Origin of the sequence: Maricaulis sp., assembly GCF_048268525.1 — a bacterium.
Taxonomy (GTDB): Bacteria; Pseudomonadota; Alphaproteobacteria; order Caulobacterales; family Maricaulaceae; genus Maricaulis.
This window is the reverse complement of the sequence record NZ_JBLWVH010000037.1, coordinates 1-21,972: the sequence shown is the minus strand read 5'-3', so window position 1 is coordinate 21,972 and position 21,972 is coordinate 1. Positions and strand designations below refer to the sequence as shown.

Below are 21,972 nucleotides of genomic sequence, written 5' to 3'. Positions count from 1 at the left end.
TTGTGGCGCGGAAGCCCGGGCCGGATATTCTGGATATGGTGGATTGTTGGCGCGGTATTTCTCGCCGTGTCGCTCATCCTGCCGAACTACGAGATGCGATTGCAAAGCTGGTTATTGGACTGGCTCCGAGCTTGATATGGCCAAACCTTCGCCGACCTATCAGTTTCGCGACGGAGGAACTATACCGCCGCCCGGGCCTATCGGTCGTCTCTCACGCCTGATTTTCGGCGCAGGCGCAATCTATTGGGCGGCCCAATTGTTTCGCTTCGGCGAGATGGATGCCTTGACCAATGCATGGGTGATCGGGTTCACGGCGTTTGCTGTCCACTTGGCCCCATACACGCTGAACATTGGACTGGGTTTTCGGCTAGGGCTTTGGCCTCGACTGCTGGCTACGGGCTTGTTGATCGGCGCCGCGGCTATCGGATGGCAATCTTCCGGCGAGTGGATCAATTCACAGCTTTGGTCGACCACCTATTGGCTCAATACCTATGTCTATCTCCACCTTGGTGGTTCATTTTTCCTGGCTGCTCTCTTCGGAACGCCCGGCTGCGAAATGCGCGCAATACCGATATTGATTGGCCGGATAGCAGGGCGTGAAACCCGCGATCACGAATGTCCCGGGCCGATTGGTGCAATTGATCAATGGGAGCGTTCCTTAAAGTCCGATGGTTGATATCCAACTCAAATCAACACTCACCTGTCCCCATTGTGGCAGCATACACGCCAATTTGGAGATGCCGACGAACGCCTGCCAGTACTTCTGGGACTGTCCGTCATGCAGCACGCTGCTGAAACCGAAGCCGGGCGATTGCTGCGTCTTCTGCTCCTTTGGAACCGTACCGTGCCCGCCTATTCAGGAGGGCGATGCGTGCTGTGCAGCAGGGTGGCCTCCCCGCGCTCGTCGGCTTGGGTGTTAGAGTACGGCACATCATGCGCTTTGTGCGGTGAACCGGACAATTCAGACATCCGCCGAATACAGAACTCAGCCGACAGGTTATGACCCCTCCTAAGCCAAAGCGGATGCTAGGTGTTGGCAAGAAGTCAATGCGGCCAAATGATCGTACAGCAGATCAGGGCTGTCGACCTTGTCGTGGCCCTTTTGAACACACAAACGATCCACTTGGATCATGAACCCCGACGCTTTCCAGCTTGGTTTGTCCAAGCTTCTTGGACTTTGTCCAACGACTTGTGACGTCCAACAAGAAATGGCGCACCCAAGAGGATTCGAACCTCTGACCTCTGCCTTCGGAGGGCAGCGCTCTATCCAGCTGAGCTATGGGTGCGTTGAACGCGAACCCATAGCCGATGCGGTTGTGGTGCGCAACGCGCCTTTGCGTTCGGGCCTCAGCGGGTGGCAGCGTTCCGGGGTCAGCCCTGATCAGGTGTTTCGCGCGACACGATCACGGCATAGGCGACGCGGACCAGCCCGGCGAGCAGGGCAATGATCACCGCGACCATCGAAACCGTGTTGGCCAGATCGAGCGGAGCCAGCAACCAGGCACCGGCATGGACGAGGCCACCGAGCACCAGCGCCAGACCGAAGAAGCGGCGCGCCGCCATCAAGGCCGGCTTTGCGTCACCGGCCGGGTTCGCGTCTTTTTCACGTTTGCCGGTGGCGTTGCCAAAAAGGACAAGGATGAGCCCGATCATGACCTGGGTCACACGATCCGGCATGTCCGGCCCGACCCAGTTGAAATCGGCCAGCAAGGACAGGCCATAGGCGGAGGCCAGCAGGATGGCGGCCAGTACCAGCGAGCCGCGGAGGGAACGGGTGATCATGGCTATTCCTTTCGTTCGGACGATGCGTCGGCCGCCGGGCGCGAACCCAGGCCGAAGGCGCCGGCAAAACCGAGCAGGGCCTCTTCGAGCACCGAGACATTGAGATGATAGATGACGGACTTGCCGGCCTTTTCGGTCGAGACCAGGCCGGCCGCCCGCAAGGCGTTGAAATGCGCCGACATTGTCGGCCGCGACACCGGAAAGGCTTCGGCCAGTTCGCCGGCACTTTTGGGTCCGGACTTCAGCATCCGCAGGACTTCGCGTCGGGTCGGGTCGGACAGGGCTTTGAAAACATCACTCATGAAGTGACATTTAGCTAATCATCTAATTGATGTCAACAGGGCCGGACATGAAAACGCCCCGGAGCCAGTCCGGGGCGAAAGCGATCAGGCCTGAACCGAGCCTCAGCTCAATCCGACAGCGCCCTCATCATCCATGTCATCGGCGCTACGTCGCCCGCCCAGATCATCACCATCGGTGTCATCGCGCCGGCGGCGGCCGTCCTTGTGGGTCGAATAGCCGGTCATCCCGACACCCCAGTCGCGATCGAAGCCGTCGACGCCGCGATTGCGGAAATTGACCTTCCGGCCCGGACGCATCAGCCACGCATAGAGCCAGATCGAGGCGATCGCGCTGGCGAGGATGAGGATCAGGGCGAACCCGGCACCGGTTTCGCCTTGCGGCTGCAGGAAGATGCCGAAGAACCAGGCGAGGGCCACAAAAAGCGGTGCACTGACCGAAATGGCGAAAAACTGGCGGATGAAGTGCGTACGCATGCGGGCCTCCCTGGTGTCGTGCCTGTCCGGCTGGATGCCGATCGGGCCTCGTGTGTATTGACTTGGTGTTTCGGCCCTCCTTTGGCCGCGTTCAGAATGCGCTGCAATCATGCCGAAAAAGGGGCAGTCCTGGCGGGACCGGTCGGGGGCCCGTCCCCGCTGACAGGCAAGGCCAGATCAGGCATCCTGGCGGTTATAGGTGAGCGCAAGGAAGACATCTTCCAGATCGGCTTCTTCGGTGCGCAGATCCTCGATCCGGCCACCGGCGGCGCGGAATTTCTCGATCATCTCGGCGACCGATTGCTGGCCGTAGCGATAAGTGATCGCCAGGGCGCCATCGGCCCGGATCTCGGCATCATATTCGGCCAGCTCGGCCGGGACCGCGGTCAGGGCTTCAGCGGGTTCGATCACCAGCGTCTTTGAGTCCATCCGCTTGAGCAGGGTTTCCGTCGGCTCGCAGGCAATGACCTGACCGTGATCAATGATGGCGATCTGGTCGCACAGCTCCTGCGCTTCTTCCAGATAGTGGGTGGTCAGCACGATCGTCGTGCCGCGCGCGTGGAGTTCGCGGACATAGTCCCACAACTGGCGGCGCAGCTCGATATCGACACCGGCGGTCGGCTCGTCCAGCACCAGGACGGGTGGGGTATGGACCATGGCCTTGGCCACCAGAAGCCGCCGCTTCATGCCGCCGGAGAGCTGACGCACATAGGCATTGCGCTTGTCGGTGAGGCCCACGGCTTCGAGCAATTCATCGGTCTTTCGCTCGGCCTTGGGCACGCCATAGAAACCGGCCATCAGCTCCAGCGCCTCATACGGCGTGAAAAAAACGTCCATGTTGATTTCCTGCGGCACCACGCCGATCGCCGCCCGCGCACCCCGACTGTCCTGGTCGATATCAATGCCCCAGGTTTTCGCCGTGCCGCCGGTCTTCTTCACCAGTCCTGCAAATATGTTGATGAAGGTCGACTTGCCGGCTCCATTGGGACCCAAAAGGCCGAAGATCGAGCCGCGCGGCACCTTCAGGTCGATGCCTTTCAGGGCCTCCTTCGGTTCGGACAGTTTGGAGCCGCGATAGGTTTTCTTCAGGCCGGTGGCCTCTAGCGCAAAATCAGGAAGTGAGGAGCTGTCGGACATGTCGCCTCGGAATTGACGGATGAGGGCCAAAGGCCATAACTAGGTTCCACACTTAGGGATCGTCATTCATCCTGTCCATGAGGGCTTGTCCATGGCCGACGCCGCCAATTCCGTACCGCCGTCCGAAATCATCGTCACCGACCAGCACCGCATGGCCTGCGATGGCGGTGGTGGGGCGCTGGGCCATCCCCGCGTCTATCTGGAAATGGGCCAGGATGATTTTGTCGAATGTCCCTATTGCGACCGCCGTTTCGTGAGAGCGGGCTCGGCCGAAGACCCCAAGGCCTGACGCTCGGCGACAGACTGACGGGTCTGCAACAGACGGCTGGGGAGGCGTTCTGTGCCAGACACTGACACGACGCCCGCCACGCGCGGCAAATCCACATCGCAGGTCTTCGGCCTGTTCGCCGGCATCGCCTTGGCAGCCGGATTGCAATTCCTGCCACTGCCCGACGGTCTCAGCCGTGAGGCCTGGATGCTCGCCTCGCTGGCGCTGTTGATGGCCTGCTGGTGGGCGACCGAAGCCATTCCGATTGCCGCGACCGCGTTGATCCCGATGGCGCTCTTCCCCTTTCTCGGCATCACCTCGACCGGCGCCGCGACCGCCCCCTATGCCAGCCCGATCGTCATGCTGCTGCTGGGCGGCTTCATCGTCGCCCTGTCGATCGAGCGCTGGAACCTGCACACACGGATCGCGCTCAACATTGTCAGCGGCTTTGGTGGACGACCGGCCGCGCTCATCCTCGGCTTCATGCTGGCCTCGGCCCTGTTGTCGATGTGGATCTCCAATACCGCCACAACGCTGATGATGATCCCGATCGCCCTGCGCGTCGCCCAGGAGGTCGAACGTGAGGGCGTCTCGTCAAAATTCTTCGCCCCGGCGCTGGCGCTCGGCGTCGCCTATGCGGCCTCGATCGGTGGCATGGCGACCCCGGTCGGCACACCGACCAACCTCATCGGCATCGGCTATCTGCAAAACGAATTCGACATCGCGATCGATTTTGCGACCTGGATGGGCATCGGCCTGCCGGTTGTGATCGTCCTGATCCCGGCTGCCTGGTTCATCCTCACCCGCCTCGCCTTCAATCTGAAAGGCGGCGGCGACAGCCACGCCGCCAAGGAACTGGTCCGCACAGAGCTGGCCAAGCTGGGCCGCATGACCCGCCCGGAATGGCGGGTCGCCCTCCTCTTCGGCACGGTCGCCATCTTGTGGATGGGCCGGATCCTGCCCGGTGAGCTGATCGGACAACCGGGCACGCAATGGGGCTGGAACCCGTTGCTGGCCTGGCTCGGCACGACGCTCGACATGCCGGTGACCCTGTCGCTCGGCAATACCCAGATCGCTGTTCTTGGCGCGCTCGCGACCTTCCTGGTCCCGGCTGGCGACCGGGGGACGCGAAAGGGAGAAATGCTGATGGATTGGGAAGGCCTCGCCCGCCTGCCCTGGAATGTGGTGATCTTGTTCGGCGGCGGATTGTCGCTAGCGGCGGCCCTGTCCTCGACCGGTCTGGCTGACTGGCTGGGCGGACAGATGGGCTTCCTCGCCGATCTGCCGGTCCCGGTCCTGCTCCTGATCTTCGTGACCCTCGTCGTCTTCCTGACCGAGTTGACCTCGAATGTCGCCACCACCACCGCCTTCCTGCCCGTGCTCGGCGTCATCGCGGTGGAGGCCGGCGTGCCGCCGCAGGACCTCGTCGTCCCGGTCGCGATTGCCGCCTCGACCGCCTTCATGCTGCCCGTCGCCACCGCGCCCAATGCCATCGTCTATGCCTCCGGTGCCGTGACCCAGTTGCAGATGATGAAAGCCGGCGTCCGCATCAATTTCGCCGCCATCGCCATTATCGCCGGCCTCTCCGTCCTCTTCGGGTAAGGCACCTGTCCCCTTTTCAGCACCGATATCGCCACGGCGCTTGCGCCTGGCGGAATGGGAGGGGAACGGGATGCCGGCCAATGCCGTCAACCGGTTTGATTTGAAAAACGTGACATCGCCGACATCCCGTTCGCGAAGTTTTCCCGGACGCTCTCGCGACCGATTCCAATGCGTCAGGTAGATGGGGTCGGTCGTTTAGTGCCCCGCGACCTGATCGCACGCCCTGCCGGAGCTTTGGACTGTCACATCCAAGGCGCGGACAGGCTCCGCTCGCTTCCGGGCACAAGTGACTGAGCTCGTGCTTCCCGTCCCGAAAACCGAGGGCATTATCGCCTGATGGGGAGGGGGTGGGGATAAGTTTGTCTCTATCCCCGCCCCACACACCGTCATCCCGATGGCAATCGGGACCCAGTCTGCGACGCGAAGTCGTTGCCACACTTGGCAAAACCGCGTGTGCGAGACTGGGTCCTGACTTTCGTCAGGATGACGGTTTGTGGGGTGTGTGCGTGGGATAACCCGGAAAGGACTTCGCAAAGCCCGCCTAGTTGCAGAGCGTTTCGGCGCGCTCCAGGGCCGCCGTTACGCCCGAGAGCGAAAACTCATAGGCCGTGGCGACACCGTCGAGCGTGGTGGCGGTCACCCGCATGACCGAGCCGCGGCGCATGGCGCGGATCAGGTCGCTCTCCTCGTCGAGATCGTCGAGGAAGCCCTCCTGGCCATCGGCGAACATGTCGTAACGGTCCGAACCGACCCGGACCTGCGGCGGGCTGGTGGGGCGCAGGTCATAGCCGACCAGCAGGCTGGGCTGTTCCTCGACCGCACCGGACTGCCAGGAGGCGACCAGGAAATAGACGCTGCCATGCTCGTGGGCACGCGGCGTGCTGTCGGTCGGGCGGCTCAGCGCGTAGCAGGACAGGCCCGCATCGGTGTTGCGGGTGAACACCCGCCAGTCGCTGTACTCGCCGCGAAATTGCGGGTCGTCCTGAGCCTGGGCAGCGGGCGTGGCTGCGAGGTTCAGCCCGGTCGTCAGTCCAAGGGCGAGGCAGGCAAGTCGAAAACGCACGGCGATCATCCTCATGTCCGAACAGTTGAACCCAGTAGGGTATCCCTATGGCGGTATGATGGCGGAGTTAACCGCGACCTAACAGACAGTATCGCGCGACAAATTCAGCGGTGGATACCGGCCTTGCGGGTGGTCACGGCGAGGCTCTCCAGATCCGGCCCGCCTGGCATCAGCGGCCGTTCGGGGAAACCGCCGAAATTGATCTGGCGATCATAGAGGGTGATCGCACAGGCGACCGAGACATTGACGCAGAATTTGGTCGGGATCTTCACGATGTGGTGGCAGCGGTCCTGGACGTCCTGCGACAGTGATCCCCGTTCGCGTCCGAACACATACGCGGCGCACAGCGGATGCCGGAAGCTGGGCAGGTCGACGGCATCGTCGGCCAGCTCGATCCCGACCAGCTGGCAGTTGGACGGCAGGGCCAGGCCGTCCACGTCCGGCCACTCGTAATAGGGCACATGATCGACCGACTTGGCCGTGTCGGCGCGATAGACATCGCGCACCTGGTGGCTGGCATTGAGCGTGAAGGCGAAGCTGGCACCAAAGGCGTGGGCGGTGCGCAGGATGGCGCCCATATTCATCGGTTTGGAGATGCCCTCCGCACCGACACCGAAATAGCCGCGCTTCATCGCCAGCATCAGCGCACGCCAGCGGTGATGCGGCCGTCCGGATGGACCATGGCCTGTTTCATGCCCGGAGAGTTGAAGGGCGCAGCCAGATTGCCATCGCGGTCGACCGCGATGATACCGCCTTCACCGCCCAGCGCGCCGATATCGGCCAGCGCCCCGGCGACGGCTTCGTCCAGCGACTGACCGCCATAGGCCATCCGCGCCGAGACATCCTTGGCGGCGGCCGTACGCAGGAAGTATTCGCCCTGGCCGGTGCAGGAAATCGCGACATGGCCGTCGGCCCAGCAACCCGAGCCAATGATCGGGCTGTCGCCGACGCGGCCTTCCATCTTGTTCAGCGTGCCGCCGGTCGAGGTTGCGGCGGCGAGGCGGCCTTCCAGATCCAGCGCGACACAGCCGACCGTGCCGGTGGCGATGTCCCGGTCATCGGGCGCGGCGGCCGGGGTGTAGTAGTCGTTGACGCTCTCGACACGCTCCAGCTCGGCTTCGCCGCAAAAGCGCTCAGCGCCGCGTCCGGCCAGCATGACGTGTGGTGTGGTGTCCATGATCGCGCGTGCCGCGGAGATCGGGCTGGTGAAGCCGGTCAGGGCGGCGACTGATCCGGCGCGCCGGGTCGCACCGTCCATGATGGCGGCGTCGAGTTCGTAGCGGCCGGCCTTGTTCGGCGAGGCGCCCTTGCCGGCGACATAGAGGCCCGAGGCCTCAAGTTCGCGGACAATGTCCTGGACGATGTCGAGTGCGTTGGCGCCGATCGCCAGGCGCGCCTTGGCGGATTCAGCGAGGCCGCGCATGTGCTCGATCTCGGGTGCATAGTCACGATCGGCCAGGGTGCCTGCGCCGCCGTGCAGCAAAAGGGCGTAACGTCCGCTCATAGAGTCCATCCCGGTTGAAATTGGGGTCCGGAGATTGCTCTAACATCGCTTGTCAGAACTGCCCAAGCCGGATTTCCGTTGTTGTCCAGCCGTTGCCGCGGATTTTCTTTTGCCGGGCTCCACGCTATGTCGCTGGGATCGATAAAGGGGAGTGCCTCATGAAACTCGACTCATCCATTGCCGCCATTGTCACCGGCGGCGCATCCGGCCTCGGCGAAGGCACAGCCCGCCGCCTGGCTGATGATGGCGCCAAGGTCGCCATTTTCGACATGAATGCCGAGCGCGGCGAAATGGTCGCCAAGGACATTGGCGGCGTGTTCTGCCAGGTCAATGTCTCCGACGAAGCCAGCGTCGATGCCGGCCTGGCCAAGGCCCGCGACGCCCACGGCCAGGAACGCGTCTTCGTCAATTGCGCCGGTATCGGCTGGGCAGAAAAGACGGCCCGCCGGTCCTCCTCGACCGGTGAGGTCTCCGCTCATTCGGCGAAGGGCTTCCAGACCGTCATCGGTGTCAACCTGATCGGCTCTTTCCTGTGCGCCTCGAAATCGGCGGCCGGCATGATGTCGCTGGACCCGCTCGACGGTTCAGGCCGCGGCGTGATCGTGAATACCGCTTCGGTCGCGGCCCAGGACGGTCAGATCGGCCAGGTCGCCTATGCCGCCTCAAAGGGCGGTATCACCGGCATGACCCTGCCGATGGCCCGCGACCTTGCCCGTGAAGGCATTCGCGTCAACACCATCCTGCCGGGCTTCTTCGAGACCCCGATCTACCAGCAGATGCCGCCGGAGGTGAAAGTCTCGCTGGCCTCGCACCTGCAATTCCCGCAGCGCTTCGGCACGCCGGAGGAATATGCCGATCTCGTCGCCTTCATGGTCACATCCGACTATATCAACGCCGAGTGTGTCCGCCTCGATGCGGGTGCTCGCATGCCGCCAAAATAGGCAGACCATAGTCTGCCGTGCATTCGGGAGCCGGGCCGCCAGGTCCGGCTCTTTTGCATTTGTGACCTCGTTGCGACACTTTCGCACAGAAACTGAAAATCACTCTCATTGACGGTGGACTCGGGGTGATTTGGCCCGTAATTGCGGATCACTTGCAAACGCAAACTCCGGGACATTCATCGTGCGTCACATTCTGCTTTCCGCAACCGCCCTCGTCGCCGTCGCCGGCGCCGCCCATGGTCAGATCGAAACCGCCGCCGCGACCGACGTGATCACGGTCATTGGCCTCAACGGCGATGCCGATGCGATCGCCGGCTCGGCGGACCTTCTCACCGCCGAGGATCTGGCGGTTCATGATTATGCGGACGTGACACGCCTGTTGCGGACCGTGGCGGGCGTCAATATCCAGGAAGAGGACGGCTATGGTCTGCGCCCGAATATCGGCATGCGCGGCACCGGCCTCGATCGCTCCGAAAAGATCACCCTGATGGAAGACGGTGTGCTGATCGCGCCGGCACCCTATGCCGCACCTGCCGCCTATTATTTCCCGCATGCCGGGCGCATGGCCGGTGTCGAGGTGATCAAGGGTGCTGCCGGGGTCCGCTATGGACCGCGCAGCCAGGGTGGCTCGCTGAACCTGCTGTCGACCCCGGTCCCAGAGGAATTGTCCGGTCGGGTCACGGTCTGGGCCGGCGATGAAAATACCCGTCGCACCCATGCCCATGTCGGTGGCATGACGGACGCCGGTGACGGCTTGCGTATTGGTGGCCTGATCGAGGGCTTCTTCGACAGCGCTGACGGGTTCAAGGTGATCGACGGCCTGTCGGACGCCTCGACCGGCTATGACATTGAGGACTATGTCGGCAAACTCCGGATCGAACTTGATGCCGGCGGCCTGACCCACATGTTCGAGCTCAAGGGCCAGTACTCCGACGAGCTGTCGCACGAGACCTATCTCGGCCTGACCGACGCCGACTTCGCCGCAGACCCCTTCCGTCGCTATGCTGCCAGCCAGCTCGACCAGATGGATGCCGAGCACTCCGAGTGGTCGCTTCGCTATCGCACCGAGTTTGCCAATGGCGTCGAACTGTCAGCCGTCGCCTACACCACCGCCTTTGCCCGCGACTGGTTCAAGCTTGACCGGGTTGATCCGGACGGTGCCGGCGCCGGGTCTTCAGCATCGATCTCGTCGATCCTGTCGGACCCGACCGGCAATGCTGCAGCCTTTGCCATCATCCAGGGTGGGGCCGGTCTGGTCTCGGCCGATGATGCGGTGCTGATCAAGCACAACAATCGTGACTATGCCGCCGAGGGTGTCCAGGTCGAGCTGGCCGGTGAAGCCTCCTTCGGCGATGCCAGCCATGGCTGGCGCGTGGGCCTGCGTGTCCACCAGGACGAGATGGACCGCTTCCAGTGGCGCGAGAATTTCCGTATGGACAATGGCCAGCTGGTGCTGACCTCGGTCGACGCGCCCGGTTCTGATTCCAACCGCATCGAGACGGCGGAAGCCGTCGCAATCTTTGTCCAGGACGAGATTGCATTCGATCGCTGGACCATCACGCCGGGCTTGCGCTTTGAACAGATCGAGCTGCGTCGTGAAGACTATGGCAGCAATGACCCGGCCCGTACCGGCACCAGCCTGACGATCCGCGAAAACACGGTCGAGGCCTTCGTGCCGGGTCTGGGTGTTCGCTACGACGTCGATGCCAATTGGACCGTCTTCGGCGGCGTCCACCGCGGGTTTGCTCCGCCGGCACCGGGTTCAACCACCCAGGAAGCCGAAGACGCGACCAATTGGGAGTTTGGCACCCGCTATCGGGATGACCTGTTCAGCGTCGAGGCAATCGGTTTCTTCAACGCCTACCAGAACCTGATCGGCACCTGCACCAATTCGACCGGCGGTGGATGTGCAATTGGCGACCAGTTCGACGGCGGCGAAGTCGATGTGTTCGGCCTGGAGCTGACCGGTGACGCAGATCTGGCGCAAGTCCTTGGCGTCGAGGAAATCGAGCTGCCGGTCCGCCTTGCCTACACCTGGACGGAAGCTGAGTTCCAGACCGGCTTCAATTCCGGCTTTGGCCCGTGGGGCAATGTCCAGGTGGGGGATGCGCTGCCCTATATTCCCGAGCATCAGATGTTTGCCTCACTGGGCCTCGATGCCGGCCGCTTTGGCGGCGAGGTCTCGCTGTCCTGGGTCGATGAGGTCCGCACGGTGGCGGGGCAAGGTGCCATTCCGGCTGATGAAAGTGTCGATGCACATACCGTACTTGATGCTTCGGCTTGGTATGCCGTCAACGAACAGGTCCGGGCCCGTGTGTCGGTCAGAAACCTGTCTGACGAGGTCTATACGGTCGCCCGTCGCCCGGCTGGCCTCCGCCCGGGCGCACCGCGTGCGGTGCTGTTCGGCCTGTCGGTCGATTTCTGACGTCGATCCCAGCGATCAACGAAAAAGGCCGGGGCGAGCCCCGGCCTTTTTTTGTTTTGGGTCGATCCCGTCAGTCTGATGACGGGCGGACAATCTGGTCGCCAAGATTGCTCATGACGTCGCGGGCGCCGAAGGCGCTGGGGTCATCGGGCTTGGTGCCGCGCCCCAGATGGATCTCGGCGCTGGCCTCGTAGCGCGTGCTTTCGCGATAGCTGACATCATCCCAGAACGGATCGCGCCAGCCGTGCCAGCCCCAGCGAGGATGGAAATAGGTGTGCTGCACGCTGAAGCCGGCATAGGGTGAGCGGCCGAGCGCAGAGGGCATGACGCGGGTCTCCTCATCCGTCGCCCGGGTGACGACAGTGAAATAGTCATACCCGTTCTCGACGGTCAGTTCAGCGGCCCGGTAAAGCAGGTAGGTCTCCACCGTCTCGCGGTCGGTCATCGAATTGCCGTCGAAGGAAATCCGGTAGCGATTGGTCTCGATCCGCGTTTCGGTGAAACCCGGACGGGATCCGTCGGCGGCTTGATAGGGCGTCGCGGTGGCGCACGCGCCAAGTGCTGTCAGGCTGGCCATTATGATCAAAACGCGCTTCATGATGGGGCTCCTTTCTGGGCTGGCGGTCCCTCGCCTCATTTTATATGACTCGTCCCCAGGCGTTTCAGCAGGCGGACTCCTCACCTCGGTGAGCATAGGGGTGTCGGGTCTGGCGTCAAACGCCTGATTTTGGTGCCACACCGGATGGGGAGCGTATGGGGCGGATCTGCAAAAGCATTGTCGTCATGATGGCGATGGCCGGTGGTCTGGTCACGCCAACAGCGTCTGCCCGTGACGAGGACGGCGGAACCGAAATCCATGCAGCCTGCCGGCAGGCCGGGTTTTCGGAGGCGGTCTGTACCTGCATCGTGCGGGAGGCGGACTCGCGATTCACCCATGCACAGATGCATGTGTTGGCCGAGGCCATTCCAAACCTGTCCCGGATCACCGAAGACCCGGACATTGACGTGCGCAGCGAAAACACGTCGCCACTTTCAGCCGCTCAGCTGGCGTATCTGCGTCAACGCGCCGAAGGGGCCGACATCGTCATCCGGCGGGCTTGCGGCACCGGGCTGAGCCTGACCCCCGGGCGCTGAGAGCCATCAGGCTATCAGATTGGACAGGGTGCTGACCGGTTAGCGCAAATCCATTTCAACAATGGCGGTCGCGGGGCGTTCCTCCTCCGGAACCGAGCCATCCGCCGGGAAGAGCGGCCAGGCCGCATTGGCGACCAGCCACGCCCGGCCATCAGCCAGGTCGACCAGGGTCGGCTCGGTATTGCCCGTCATCACCGGATGTGCGCGCAGCAACACTTCAACACTGGCGACTTCGACACCGGTCGGATCGAGGTCGATCGCCATGACCTGGTGCGGGGTTGCACCATTCCGCACGGCAATGATCCGGCCGTCGCGGGTCTGGCGCAGGCCGTCAATCCCGATCAGGCTGACATCCGAGGCGCGAACCAGGCTGGCGCTGCCGTCGACCAGGTCGATACGCCAGATCCCCATGGAATAGTCGGCGACGTAAAGCGCGCCACGGGCCAGCGCCACGCCCTGCAGGCTGACAAAGCGCGGATCCTCGGACAGGATCTCCAGCTCGCCGGAGACATTGTCGAGCCGATAGACGCGCGGCGCCTGGCTGTCGGAAATGAAGGCGCTGCCATCGCGGACCACGAAATCGGCCATCTGAACCGCGCCGTCGATCGTGTAGCGCCGGTACAACTCACCGGACACCAGATCGAAGGCGAACAGGGCGGTCCCTTCGGCTTCCCCCTCATTCAGCGGCGTTTGCGGAACTGTGCCCGAGGCGGCCCAGAGCATGCGGGTCCTGTCGTCCACGAACAGACCAAAGACCGACCAAAGACCGTCTTCCCGGTCGGCGAACACGACGGGTTGGTCACGGGCAAAGGGTTCCAGCATCAGGATTTCACGTTGCGCGACGGACGATACGAAAATCCGGTCTGTCTCGATGTCCACGGCCACCCCTTCGATCAGGGCGTCGGGCGCATTGATGCGGGCGACGATTTCACCACTGCCCGCAGGCGCTCCATTGGCGGTCAGGGCGGTCTCGATGGCAGACAGGCGGTTACTGTCGGCGGCATCGAGCAGGGCCAGCGTCTCGTCACCGATCTCGAAGGTCAGGCCGGCCCGGACCATCCCGTCCAGAGCGTCAAATGCGTCATCGGCCCGTTCGGCCCGCGTTGCGATGGTAACCAGCGCCCGCAAAACAGCCGGATGGGCGGGTTTGAGGTCGAGCGCGGCCTGCATCAGGCGGCGGGCACTTTCATGGTCGCCGGCGCGCAGGGCGCGGCCGGCTTCGCTGAACATTTCCAGGGCAATGCTCTGGGGTGTCGGCGCGGCGGCTTCCTCATCCTGCGCGATGGCCGGGTCGGCCTGCAGTCCGACGAGGGCGGCGGCGACGGCCACCGCCTTGAGTGTCATCATTGGATTGTATGTCATGTGCCCAGCTTCCCCCCGAACGCGGCCCGATTGCGACCGTTTCAGGGATAATATGAGAATTTGCCAAGTCTGGAAGTCACAGCCGCGTGCATGGTGGTCGGCGGACATCAGATATCGATGGTGACCGGCCCCTCATCTTCGACCGGGCCGGTCAGGCGAACGCGATTGTCCGCCGCGCGCCACTCGACGGACAGGTCGCCACCATCAGCATGGATGGTGACTTGGCGTTCGCACAGTCCGCGCCGGTGGGCGGCGACCAGTGCTGCGCAGGCACCCGTGCCGCAGGCCGCGGTGATCCCGGCGCCCCGCTCCCAGACCCGCAACCGGATATGACGGGCGCCCAGAATCTGCGCGAAACCGGCATTGACCCGTTGCGGAAACAGCGGGTCATGCTCGACGATCGGGCCGAGATCGGTGACCGGAAAACTGGCCATGTCGCGGATGAAGAAGACCGCGTGGGGGTTGCCCATCGAAACAGCCCCTGGAGCTTCGATGCGGACGCCCCCCTTCTCCACGGCGAAGTCGAGCCGTGTCGTGTCCATCGGGCGGGCGAGCGGAATTTCTGTCCATTCCAGTCGGGGTTCGCCCATGTCGACGCTGACCGTCATCGGACCGGCGTCGCGGGCAGACAGGACGCCGCCAGCGGTGTCGAGGCTCACGGTGTCGGACCCGCTCTCCTGCATCAGCGCCCAGGCGGCCGCACGTGTGCCGTTGCCGCAGGCACCGACCTCGTCACCGTCGGAATTCCAGATCCGCATGAAGGCGTCCGATGTGTCGCTGTCTTCGAGAACAAGCAGCTGATCGAACGGGTGGGCGCGGGCCATCGTCTTCACCGCATCCGCCGACAGATTGAAGGCACCAGCCCGTCCGCGCACATCGGCGAGGATGAACTTGTTGCCGGCACCATTCATCAGACGAGCGATCATGCTGCTGGACTAGCGCTCCCGTCCCTTTACGTCCAGCACCGCTCCGGTGTTAATTGCGGCACACACATCAGAAGGGAAGAGACTGATGAAAGCTTTCCAGACGTTTTGGGCGATCTCTGCCAGCGCCGCCATCCTCGCGGCCTGCACTCAGCCCGCCAGCAATGAGGGCGACACCGTGGCCGACACGACATCTGAGACGCCCGCGGAACGCCAGATCGTTGAAATCGATCCGAACAACGATCCGCGGGTCTGGCTGGAAGAGGTCGAAGGCGAACGGGCCATCGAATGGGTCGAGGGCCAGAACGAGCGGACCTTTGATCGCCTGCAGGGCGATGACCGCTATCAGGGCCTGTACGATCAGGCGCTCGCCATCGCCGAGTCCAATGACCGTATTCCATACGGCTCCTATTCCGGCGGTTACATCTGGAATTTCTGGCAGGATGCCGAGCACACGCATGGTCTGTGGCGTCGCACCTCTCTGGAAAGCTATCTGACCGACGAACCGGAATGGGATGTGGTGCTCGATCTCGACGCCCTGTCCGAAGCCGAAGACCGCAACTGGGTCTGGCGCGGCTCCAATTGTCTGGCGCCGGCTTATGAGCGTTGCATGCTGACCCTGTCGGATGGCGGCTCTGATGCGGCAGTCCGCCGGGAGTTTTCAATCACCGACCGGGCCTTTGTCGAAGGCGGTTTCGAAACGCCGGAAGCCAAGGGCGGAGTCAGCTGGGTTGACGAGAACACGCTGATGGTCGGACTGGCGACATCGCCGGAAGACACCACCAGCTCGGGCTATCCGTCGGTCGCCTATCGCTGGGAACGCGGTACCGAACTCGCCGATGCCACCGAGGTGGTCCGTGGCGACCAGGACGATGTGGGCCTGTTTGCCTTCCGCGCCGAGGACCATGACGGCACCGTCTACATGATGGCGTCGGAAGCCGACACTTTCTATGACACGACCTGGTGGTACCTGCCGGCAGACGCCGAACCGGTTCAGCTGCCACTGCCCAGCAAGTCATCGATCCAGGACCTCTACCAGGGCGAGCTGGTCTTCACGATCGAGGAAGCCTGGACGCCGGCCGAAGGCGGAGAGACCTTCCCGCAGGGCGCCCTGCTGTCGTTCAGCATGGCCGAGTTTGCGGCGACCGGAGAGCTGCCGGATGTCCGTACGGTCTTTGTGCCGGGCCCGCGCCAGTCCCTGGGTGGCATGGACTCGACCGCCTCGGCCTTCCTGGTTGCGATCGACGAGAATGTCGTTGGTGGTCTCGAGGCCTTCCATTTCGCCGGCGGACAATGGTCATCGGAAACCGTCCCGGTTCCCGCCAACATGACCATCAGCCTGCGCGGCACCAACAGTCATCACGACGTCGCCTTCATGAATGCCGAAGGCTTTTTGACACCGGACAGCTATTATCTGGTCGATGCGGCCGAGCTGACGGTCGAGGAAATCAAGTCGATCCCGGCCCAGTTCGATGCTGAGGGCCTGGTGGTCGAACAGCTTGAAGCGGCCTCGCCGGACGGGACGATGGTGCCCTATTTCGTGGTCCGCCACGAAGACACGGTGATGGACGGTACGACGCCGACCCTGCTCTACGCCTATGGCGGCTTCCAGGTCTCCATCCGTCCGAGCTATTCCGGTTCGCGCGGCCAGCTGTGGCTGGAAAATGGCGGCGCCTATGTGGTCGCCAATATCCGCGGTGGCGGTGAGTTCGGACCGGCCTGGCACCAGGCGGGCCTGAAAATGCAGCGCCAGCGCATTTATGACGACTTGATCGCGGTGGCCGAAGACCTGTCGGCCCGCGGCATTACCAGCCCGCGTCACTTGGGCGTCTATGGCGGTTCCAATGGCGGCTTGCTGACCGGCGTCATGTACACCCAGCGGCCAGACCTGTGGAACGCCGTCGTTTCGGCCGTGCCGCTGCTCGACATGCTGCGCTACCACACCCTGCTGGCCGGCGCGTCCTGGATGGGCGAATACGGCAATCCGGAAGACCCGGATGAGGGCGGTTTCCTGCGCTCGATCTCGCCCTACCACAATGTCGATGCGAACGGCGACTATCCGGAAATCTACCTCTACACCTCGACCAAGGATGACCGTGTCCATCCGGGCCATGCCCGCAAGATGGCGCACCTGCTGGAAGAGCTGGGCCATGACTATCTCTACTACGAGAACACGGCCGGTGGTCACTCTGCCGCGGCCAATCTCGGCGAGCGGGCCCGCAGTGAGGCGCTGCTCTACACCTTCCTGATGCAAAAACTGATGGATGACACCGACCCGCTCGACGCGGAATAGGGTCGACACGATCCAATAGAAAGGCCCCGGAATTCAGGCTCCGGGGCCTTTTTTTGTTCGCGTGTTCCATCTCCCCGGGGAGGAGGCAGGGCGAGGACAGGTTCTGAGTTCAGATGTAGTTGTCATCCCGGGGCTCCACACCGCTTGTGCGGGGTATCCGCCCGGGATGACAATAAAGGGGTGAGATGCGCAGCGTTCCCGCATTGACCGCCCATTACTCAAACGCGGCGTCGACCGGCCAGTCTTCGGTTTCGGTGCGCCACAGGATCGAGGCGATTTTCCAGTCGCCATCGATCTTGAACAGGGTGATGAAATTGACCCCGACCAGGAAGATCTCGCCGGTGACGCCATTGACGCCCTCATAGGCCGAGCGGGCATAGGCAATCTCGCCCCATTGCTCGATCTCGGTGCGAGTGGCGCGTTCGGTGAAGCCGTTCTCGACCAGCCAGGGCCCGGACCGTTCGATGTAATCTTCCAGCGAGATGACACCGCCGGCCCCATCGCCCTCGGGGCCGGCGCCGACCGCGCCCATGGCCGCACCGTCCATGAACATCGCGCGCATGGCGTCGAAGTCGCGCGCCTGTCCGACCGGTCCTGAGATCACGGCGTAGAGGTCGTCGATGGCGGCCTGGATGTCGGTAGTGTCGTCTTGCGCGGCGGCAGGGGTGACGAGGGCGACGGATGTGGCCAGCGCGGCGATCAGGGTGGTGTTCATGGCTCTCCCCAGCATGATTGAGCGGGAAGTCTCGCCAGCCGCGCCGGCAAAGGCAACTTACTGATCGGCCATCTGCCTGCAGGTAAATCCCTGACGCTCGGTTTCGGCCGCATCGAGATCGGTGCTGGCGTCGATGACGCGGCGATAGAGGATGAGACCCGTTGTGGTTGGTGACCAAGCGCTCTCGTCTGTTCGTTCCGGAATATCGGAATCAAGTCGTCGGGCCAGGCTGATTGAGGTCGACAAGGTCACAACATCCCGGTCGTTGATCGCCCGGAAATTATTCGTTCTGGCGTCGTAGAAGCTCACCGAGGTGTAGTTGTCATCGGCCGGCCAGATCACATCGACCCGCATTGGCCCGTCGGCCAGATCATAGAGGCAGACCGAATAGAGGATGTCCGGACTGGCGCGGACAATGGTCTGGTTTTCGGCGGTGAGGCGCGGCGCGTGGCGCACGCTTTCACCGTCTCCGCCGAGGCTTTCGATCCGCTCCATCGCGCGCGCCATGATGACACCGGGCAGGACATGCAAGGTGATGGCGGCGCCGATCAGCAGGCCGAGAACATAGGGCAGGAAGGGCAGGCCGCGCTGTTTCATGTCTCGCCCTCGCAGCCCAGCCGATCGATGCGCGGGAAGGTCTGTGCGTTCAGGTCATCCAGTACGGCCGGGTCGGGATGGTAGAGGCGCAAGGTGAGGGAGAACAGGCCGGCATTCTCTGTGGTGATCGCGCCGTCCTCATCCTGGCCGATCGGGATGATGACGCGGCCTCGCGCATCCATGTGGGCCGTGGTCTGGCTCACGGCATGGCGGTTTCGGTCATTGCGCGGCAGGAAGCTGGCCTCGTCATAGATCGTCAGTGACCACCAGCGCGTCGGCGGCATCTGGCCGGTGACCTCATAGGCGCAACGCTCCGTGAGATTGTGACCCTGACTGTCGCGCGTGGCGGTGAAATAGACCGCCTCCTCGCGGGTCAGAGCCAGCAGGCCGCGCCGCGCGACCAGCGCCCGCGTCAGCGGATTGGCGTCGCTTGAACCGATATGCGGATTGCTGATCCAGGGGCCATTGCTGACGCCGCCGATCTCGATCGGGCTGAAGACGAGGATCGCGGCCATGGCCGTGCCAGAGGCAAGGCCGACGATAAAAGTGAGGACATGGCGCAGCATCATGTCGTCAGCCTAGCCAGTTTCGGGCAAGACGCGAATGAAAAGCCTCAGCCGGTCTTGGTCTGCAAGACGGTCAGTTCCTGCAACATGCCCTGGATCTGGCGCAGCTTCGAACGACCATCTTCCGCCTGGGCCTCACTGAGCCCGACAGCCGATTTGAGATGGCGAAGCGCTCTCGCCTGGGCATCCGCAGAGCAATTGCCGATCGGCAGGGCGCCGCCGGTCGCCAGGCGCAACAGTCCGGTCGCCTTGTCGAGGGCCGGGCGGTCGCCGCCCTCGACCATGTTGAGGATCTTGCTGTCGTCGACGACCTTCATGCCCATCGCGTCAAAGCTGGCGGCCAGCTCGAGCTTGTCGCGCTCGGGGTATCCCCCTTTGAGAACCTTGGCCTGTTGGGCGGTCAGCTTGGCCAGGCGTTCCAGCGGTTTGGCGTCGCCGCGCACATACCAGGCGTCGGCCTGGTTCGAGCCCAGCGTCGAGCGGATATAGCCGGCCAGCTTCTGCTTGTTGCTCTCGCCGACCAGGTTTTCCTCGAGCGCGATCAGCCGGTCGAGATCCTCGTCCGCCCCGCGCGAATGACGCAGCAGCTCGTCGATGATTTCCGGCTGCAGCAGGCGGGCCGAGCGTGAGCCGAAAGCCTTGATAAGCGCGTCGGCCGGCAGGGTGCTGTCGGCGCAGATGACCAGGCGGCTGGCCAGGTCGCGGGCGAGGCGGACCTCATCGCGCACGCTGCTTGGACGCAGGCGTTTGGGGCGTTCCAGATCCTTGAGGATGCAGCCGGCAATGGTCGCGCGGCAGGCCGGGAGCTCCTTGCCCTTGATCTTGCGGGCGAGCCGCTTGGCGGCGCTGGGGGCAAGGTTCAGCGCGTCGGCGGAATGATCGCCATCGAACAGGCAGGCCAGCCGCTCGAGGGTTTCGCCAAGGTCCTTGCACTTGCCGAGCAGGGCATCACGGCCGGCGTCGAAGGCGATGACCTCGGCGATGTAGTGGTCGACCTCGTCCAGCGCGAAGCTGCGCGCCTCATCCTCGGCCGGCAGGCTGTCGGCCATGTCCAGCAGGGCTTCCAGCTTGTCGCCATATTTCTTTTCGTGACGCAGGCGGTCGGCCATGGCGGCGCGCAGCGTATAGGCGCGCGCGTCGCGTTTGTGGATGTCGCCGGCGATGTCGGCGAAATTGGCTTTCTTCGGGTATTCCGGCAGGCGTTTGTCGCGACCGTCCTTGTAGATGCGGGCGAGTGACTTCTGGACCAGCTCGTTGAGCTGTTTGACATAGCCGTGCACCCCGGCATCGCTGTCGCTGGCCGAGGCAATCGCCACCTTCTGGACAGCGTGTTGCAATTCCGTGCCTGAGGCCTCGAGGCTTTCGACCAGGTCCGGCCGGTGCAGCAATTCCATCGGGATCGCCTGGACGCGCTCCAACCAGCCGGTCAACACACGGCGGATGGTGTCGCGGGCATGTGGTTTGGCGAGGTCGTCAGGGGTCAGACAGGGCAGGCGGGCCTCCCCGGTCTTTTCCTTCTCGGTGCCCATGGTCTCGGCGCCGCGTTCAAATACCGGCACGGACCGGAATTTCCGGTGTTCCTGATCGAAGGTCTCCTTGGTCACACGGACCGAGGCGTCTTTCTGTTTGGCGACAAGGGAATGGGCCAGCCGGATTGCCTGGTCGCGATCGTCACGGGCCTCGTGGAGGGCCCAGCTCGCCTTGCGGTTCTTCTTGAAGAAGACCTCGTAATGTACGTCACCCGGCATCAACCTACTCCCCTTGAGCCTTATTGATGGCACAAAGAGGCTTAAAACCGAGTGAACCATGCTCCTGATTCATCAAGGGAGCTTGGCGTGTCGACCCGGCCGCGGCTATGGTTCCGGCACGCGGATCAATTCCGGCCCGATTTGTCCGGGTCAACGCGCGGAGATGGCATGGCGACGATTGCACTCGTGGATGATGATGAAAACATCATCACATCGGTTTCGATCTTTCTCGAAGGAGAAGGATATAATGTGCGGACCTACAATGACGGGGCGTCCGCGCTGACCGCATTGGCCGAGGATCCGCCGGACCTTGGCATTTTCGATATCAAGATGCCGCGCATGGACGGGCTCGAGCTGCTGCGCCGATTGCGCCAGTCTTCCAACCTGCCGGTCATTTTCCTGACCTCCAAGGATGACGAGTTCGACGAGGCCCTGGGCCTCAATCTCGGCGCCGATGACTACATCGCCAAACCCTTCTCCCAGCGCCTGCTGGGCGAGCGGGTCAAGGCCGTGCTGCGTCGCGCCCGCCTGTCGGGTGACCCGGTCGGCACGGTTGGCCTGGAGCCGGGCGACAGCAAGCCGCTCGAGCGTGGCAGCCTGTTGCTCGACCCAAACCGCCATGCCTGTTCGTGGAAAGGTGAGCCGGTCCGTCTGACCGTCACCGAATTCCTGATCCTGCAGGCGCTCGCGACCCGGCCCGGCTACGTCAAGAGCCGCGACAACCTGATGGACGCGGCCTATGATGACCAGGTCTATGTCGATGACCGGACCATCGACAGCCATATCAAGCGTATCCGCAAGAAATTCCGCGAAGGCGACAAGAGTTTCGACGCGATCGAGACGCTCTACGGCGTGGGTTACCGCTATAAAGAAGACTGAGACGAGCTCTGTGACGTCGGGTCTGCGGCGGGCCGGTGCCTGGCTTCGCAGCCTGGCGCCGCGACCGTCCTCGCGTCTGGCCCAATTGATCCTGATGGCGAATTTCGTCGCCCTCGGCGTGCTCGTCGTGGGCATGCTGGCGCTGACCGAAACCCGGCGCGGCCTGGTCAATGCCAAGCTGGATTCGCTGCGCGCCCAGGGCGAGCTGATCGCCAATGTTCTGGCCGAGGGCGCGTCCGACGGTGCGCCGGCTCCGG

24 protein-coding genes and 1 tRNA gene are annotated in these 21,972 nt (G+C 63.4%); 10 read left to right on the top strand and 15 right to left on the bottom strand.

What is annotated here, in order from left to right; all coding sequences use genetic code 11:
* Nucleotides 1-136 precede the first annotated feature (136 nt).
* Nucleotides 137-676 carry a hypothetical protein gene (locus tag ACN0X9_RS14740; protein ID WP_121212534.1) on the top strand — a complete coding sequence of 180 codons (540 nt, stop codon included), beginning with the start codon at nucleotides 137-139 and terminating at the stop codon, nucleotides 674-676.
* Nucleotides 669-920: a GDCCVxC domain-containing (seleno)protein gene (locus ACN0X9_RS14735; RefSeq protein WP_121212533.1), complete on the top strand. Its 252-nt coding sequence runs from the start codon at nucleotides 669-671 to the stop codon at nucleotides 918-920. Before ACN0X9_RS14740 ends, ACN0X9_RS14735 begins: the two co-directional genes overlap by 8 nt.
* Nucleotides 921-1,209: 289 nt before the next feature.
* Here ACN0X9_RS14735 and ACN0X9_RS14730 read toward each other — a convergent pair.
* The 5 genes from ACN0X9_RS14730 to ACN0X9_RS14710 all read right to left on the bottom strand — a co-directional run bounded on the left by ACN0X9_RS14730 (nucleotide 1,210) and on the right by ACN0X9_RS14710 (nucleotide 3,695).
* Nucleotides 1,210-1,286 (bottom strand) — tRNA-Arg (locus ACN0X9_RS14730).
* Nucleotides 1,287-1,371: 85 nt separating this feature from the next.
* Nucleotides 1,372-1,782, bottom strand: coding sequence for a hypothetical protein (locus ACN0X9_RS14725; protein WP_417488327.1), 411 nt, complete (start codon nucleotides 1,780-1,782; stop codon nucleotides 1,372-1,374).
* A gap of 2 nt (nucleotides 1,783-1,784) precedes the next feature.
* Nucleotides 1,785-2,084 (bottom strand): autorepressor SdpR family transcription factor, encoded by a 300-nt coding sequence (locus tag ACN0X9_RS14720; protein WP_417488326.1) that lies wholly within the window; start codon nucleotides 2,082-2,084, stop codon nucleotides 1,785-1,787.
* A gap of 102 nt (nucleotides 2,085-2,186) precedes the next feature.
* Entirely contained in the window at nucleotides 2,187-2,558 is a 372-nt protein-coding gene (locus tag ACN0X9_RS14715; protein ID WP_417488325.1) for a hypothetical protein, read from the bottom strand.
* 177 nt (nucleotides 2,559-2,735) lie between these two features.
* Complete coding sequence (locus tag ACN0X9_RS14710) at nucleotides 2,736-3,695, bottom strand: ABC transporter ATP-binding protein (RefSeq protein ID WP_417488324.1); 960 nt, start codon at nucleotides 3,693-3,695, stop codon at nucleotides 2,736-2,738.
* Nucleotides 3,696-3,786: 91 nt separating this feature from the next.
* On the opposite strand from ACN0X9_RS14710, the gene ACN0X9_RS14705 reads away from it, so the two are divergent.
* Both ACN0X9_RS14705 and ACN0X9_RS14700 read left to right on the top strand, forming a co-directional pair.
* The gene (locus tag ACN0X9_RS14705) at nucleotides 3,787-3,984 is read left to right on the top strand and encodes a zinc-finger domain-containing protein (protein WP_417488323.1); all 198 of its coding nucleotides are present in this window, start codon (nucleotides 3,787-3,789) and stop codon (nucleotides 3,982-3,984) included.
* A 51-nt stretch (nucleotides 3,985-4,035) separates the two neighbouring features.
* Nucleotides 4,036-5,565, top strand: coding sequence for an SLC13 family permease (locus ACN0X9_RS14700; protein WP_417488322.1), 1,530 nt, complete (start codon nucleotides 4,036-4,038; stop codon nucleotides 5,563-5,565).
* Nucleotides 5,566-6,106: 541 nt separating this feature from the next.
* Here the strand turns inward: ACN0X9_RS14700 and ACN0X9_RS14695 are convergent.
* From ACN0X9_RS14695 to ACN0X9_RS14685, 3 genes are all read right to left on the bottom strand, one after another.
* Nucleotides 6,107-6,637 carry a hypothetical protein gene (locus ACN0X9_RS14695; protein WP_417488321.1) on the bottom strand — a complete coding sequence of 177 codons (531 nt, stop codon included), beginning with the start codon at nucleotides 6,635-6,637 and terminating at the stop codon, nucleotides 6,107-6,109.
* A gap of 95 nt (nucleotides 6,638-6,732) precedes the next feature.
* Nucleotides 6,733-7,269, bottom strand: coding sequence for an RNA methyltransferase (locus ACN0X9_RS14690; RefSeq protein ID WP_417488320.1), 537 nt, complete (start codon nucleotides 7,267-7,269; stop codon nucleotides 6,733-6,735).
* Complete coding sequence (locus ACN0X9_RS14685; RefSeq protein WP_417488319.1) at nucleotides 7,269-8,132, bottom strand: isoaspartyl peptidase/L-asparaginase family protein; 864 nt, start codon at nucleotides 8,130-8,132, stop codon at nucleotides 7,269-7,271. The genes ACN0X9_RS14690 and ACN0X9_RS14685 overlap by 1 nt, the downstream gene beginning before the upstream one ends.
* A gap of 158 nt (nucleotides 8,133-8,290) precedes the next feature.
* Between ACN0X9_RS14685 and ACN0X9_RS14680 the strand changes: the two genes are divergently transcribed.
* Together ACN0X9_RS14680 and ACN0X9_RS14675 are read left to right on the top strand one after the other, a co-directional pair.
* Nucleotides 8,291-9,073 (top strand): SDR family NAD(P)-dependent oxidoreductase, encoded by a 783-nt coding sequence (locus ACN0X9_RS14680; RefSeq protein ID WP_417488318.1) that lies wholly within the window; start codon nucleotides 8,291-8,293, stop codon nucleotides 9,071-9,073.
* Between the two features lie 181 nt (nucleotides 9,074-9,254).
* Nucleotides 9,255-11,498, top strand: a complete 2,244-nt coding sequence (locus tag ACN0X9_RS14675) for a TonB-dependent receptor family protein (RefSeq protein WP_417488317.1) — start codon at nucleotides 9,255-9,257, stop codon at nucleotides 11,496-11,498.
* A 70-nt stretch (nucleotides 11,499-11,568) separates the two neighbouring features.
* Here ACN0X9_RS14675 and ACN0X9_RS14670 read toward each other — a convergent pair whose 3' ends face one another.
* On the bottom strand, nucleotides 11,569-12,096 hold the full coding sequence (locus tag ACN0X9_RS14670) for a CC0125/CC1285 family lipoprotein (protein ID WP_417488316.1): 528 nt from the start codon (nucleotides 12,094-12,096) through the stop codon (nucleotides 11,569-11,571).
* A gap of 155 nt (nucleotides 12,097-12,251) precedes the next feature.
* Between ACN0X9_RS14670 and ACN0X9_RS14665 the strand changes: the two genes are divergently transcribed.
* Nucleotides 12,252-12,632, top strand: a complete 381-nt coding sequence (locus tag ACN0X9_RS14665) for a hypothetical protein (RefSeq protein ID WP_417488315.1) — start codon at nucleotides 12,252-12,254, stop codon at nucleotides 12,630-12,632.
* 39 nt (nucleotides 12,633-12,671) lie between these two features.
* Here ACN0X9_RS14665 and ACN0X9_RS14660 read toward each other — a convergent pair whose 3' ends face one another.
* On the bottom strand, nucleotides 12,672-13,994 hold the full coding sequence (locus tag ACN0X9_RS14660; RefSeq protein WP_417488314.1) for a hypothetical protein: 1,323 nt from the start codon (nucleotides 13,992-13,994) through the stop codon (nucleotides 12,672-12,674).
* A gap of 107 nt (nucleotides 13,995-14,101) precedes the next feature.
* Nucleotides 14,102-14,920 carry a diaminopimelate epimerase gene (dapF, locus tag ACN0X9_RS14655; protein ID WP_417488313.1) on the bottom strand — a complete coding sequence of 273 codons (819 nt, stop codon included), beginning with the start codon at nucleotides 14,918-14,920 and terminating at the stop codon, nucleotides 14,102-14,104.
* An 85-nt stretch (nucleotides 14,921-15,005) separates the two neighbouring features.
* On the opposite strand from dapF, the gene ACN0X9_RS14650 reads away from it, so the two are divergent.
* Nucleotides 15,006-17,210 (top strand): prolyl oligopeptidase family serine peptidase, encoded by a 2,205-nt coding sequence (locus ACN0X9_RS14650; RefSeq protein WP_417488312.1) that lies wholly within the window; start codon nucleotides 15,006-15,008, stop codon nucleotides 17,208-17,210.
* A 214-nt stretch (nucleotides 17,211-17,424) separates the two neighbouring features.
* Here ACN0X9_RS14650 and ACN0X9_RS14645 read toward each other — a convergent pair whose 3' ends face one another.
* The 4 genes from ACN0X9_RS14645 to ACN0X9_RS14630 are packed head-to-tail and all read right to left on the bottom strand — an operon-like array spanning nucleotide 17,425 to nucleotide 20,836.
* Nucleotides 17,425-17,925, bottom strand: coding sequence for a hypothetical protein (locus tag ACN0X9_RS14645; protein ID WP_417488311.1), 501 nt, complete (start codon nucleotides 17,923-17,925; stop codon nucleotides 17,425-17,427).
* A gap of 57 nt (nucleotides 17,926-17,982) precedes the next feature.
* A complete protein-coding gene (locus ACN0X9_RS14640; RefSeq protein WP_417488310.1) occupies nucleotides 17,983-18,522 on the bottom strand; it encodes a DUF1254 domain-containing protein in 540 nt (179 codons plus the stop codon).
* The gene (locus tag ACN0X9_RS14635; protein WP_417488309.1) at nucleotides 18,519-19,091 is read right to left on the bottom strand and encodes a DUF1214 domain-containing protein; all 573 of its coding nucleotides are present in this window, start codon (nucleotides 19,089-19,091) and stop codon (nucleotides 18,519-18,521) included. The genes ACN0X9_RS14640 and ACN0X9_RS14635 overlap by 4 nt, the downstream gene beginning before the upstream one ends.
* Before the next feature lie 44 nt (nucleotides 19,092-19,135).
* On the bottom strand, nucleotides 19,136-20,836 hold the full coding sequence (locus tag ACN0X9_RS14630) for a hypothetical protein (protein ID WP_417488308.1): 1,701 nt from the start codon (nucleotides 20,834-20,836) through the stop codon (nucleotides 19,136-19,138).
* Nucleotides 20,837-21,004: 168 nt separating this feature from the next.
* On the opposite strand from ACN0X9_RS14630, the gene ACN0X9_RS14625 reads away from it, so the two are divergent.
* Nucleotides 21,005-21,715 carry a response regulator transcription factor gene (locus ACN0X9_RS14625; RefSeq protein ID WP_417488307.1) on the top strand — a complete coding sequence of 237 codons (711 nt, stop codon included), beginning with the start codon at nucleotides 21,005-21,007 and terminating at the stop codon, nucleotides 21,713-21,715.
* Between the two features lie 10 nt (nucleotides 21,716-21,725).
* On the top strand, nucleotides 21,726-21,972 hold a 247-nt coding region (locus tag ACN0X9_RS14620), incomplete at its 3' end, for a sensor N-terminal transmembrane domain-containing protein (protein ID WP_417488306.1).